This is a genomic window from Pseudoalteromonas sp. Z1A6, from assembly GCF_011378745.1.
GTDB classification, from domain to species: domain Bacteria; phylum Pseudomonadota; class Gammaproteobacteria; order Enterobacterales; family Alteromonadaceae; genus Pseudoalteromonas; species Pseudoalteromonas arctica.
This window is the reverse complement of the sequence record NZ_WTKW01000656.1, coordinates 1-875: the sequence shown is the minus strand read 5'-3', so window position 1 is coordinate 875 and position 875 is coordinate 1. Positions and strand designations below refer to the sequence as shown.

At 37.3% G+C, this 875-nt stretch carries 3 protein-coding genes; 1 reads left to right on the top strand and 2 read right to left on the bottom strand.

Translation table 11 applies throughout. The annotated features are described in order from the left end of the window. Positions 1-245: hypothetical protein (locus GQR46_RS20610; RefSeq protein WP_206009727.1), on the top strand; the 245-nt coding region annotated here is incomplete at its 5' end. 49 nt (positions 246-294) lie between these two features. Here the strand turns inward: GQR46_RS20610 and GQR46_RS20165 are convergent. Both GQR46_RS20165 and GQR46_RS20160 read right to left on the bottom strand, forming a co-directional pair. Continuing rightward, positions 295-582: a type II toxin-antitoxin system RelE/ParE family toxin gene (locus GQR46_RS20165; RefSeq protein ID WP_096792754.1), complete on the bottom strand. Its 288-nt coding sequence runs from the start codon at positions 580-582 to the stop codon at positions 295-297. Further along, a complete protein-coding gene (locus GQR46_RS20160) occupies positions 572-823 on the bottom strand; it encodes a type II toxin-antitoxin system Phd/YefM family antitoxin (RefSeq protein ID WP_033029102.1) in 252 nt (83 codons plus the stop codon). The genes GQR46_RS20165 and GQR46_RS20160 overlap by 11 nt, the downstream gene beginning before the upstream one ends. Positions 824-875 lie beyond the last annotated feature (52 nt).

The following is an 875-nucleotide window of genomic DNA, read 5'->3' as shown; positions in this document are numbered from 1 at the left end:
ATCCTGTATTTGACTCATTCCTAAAAATCCCTGAAGAAGACTTAATATCTATTCAAGGTGGAGCAAGAATCTGTACTAAAAAAGATAACCCCCTATATTATGCTAAGGTACATCGACAGATAATTGCATCATTACTAATTACAATGAATCGCGAGGATCTAGTCTCGCAAAGCGAGGGTTTTCGTATTTCTAATGAATTTTTAAGTGATATTAGCAAGCTGATTTTGAAAAATAATAACGCATAAGTTAAGCGCACGAAATATCCAATGCGATTTCCATCCATCCTTGCGACATTTATTTACTACGTTTCATCAGCTTTTTATATATCGCATCTTTATCGCGCTTACCAATTGCAAGTACATAGACCACAATTTCGTCTTCAATAACTTCGTAAGCTAGGCGATACCCTGCCGTGCGCAATTTTATTTTGTAAACATTATCAAAGCCTCGCAACTTGGATGCAGGCACATGTGGGTTGTCTAAGCGTTCAATGAGCTTCTTTTTAAACTGACTTTTAAGTGGGGCCGCTAGCTTCCCCCATTCCTTTAACGCCGCAGGCAAAAACTTTAACTTATAAGTCATCTATACTGACTTCAACCGCTTGAGATAAATCGCCTCTGCGGCTCTCAACAACTTTAGTTAGTTCATAATCATCCAGTTGTTCCATAATTAGCTCATACATTGGTGCCGGTACTAAGTAAGCTGCGGGCTTGTTATGATTTAATATGGCTATTGCAGCGCCATCTGCTTCATTTAAAAGCGCTGTTGGATTTTTTTTAAGTTCTGAAATACTTGCCGAACAATCAGCTAAAACTTGTCTCATAAAACACCTAAAAAGAACTAAATTAAGCCCTAATTTTAGACCTTTTTTTATT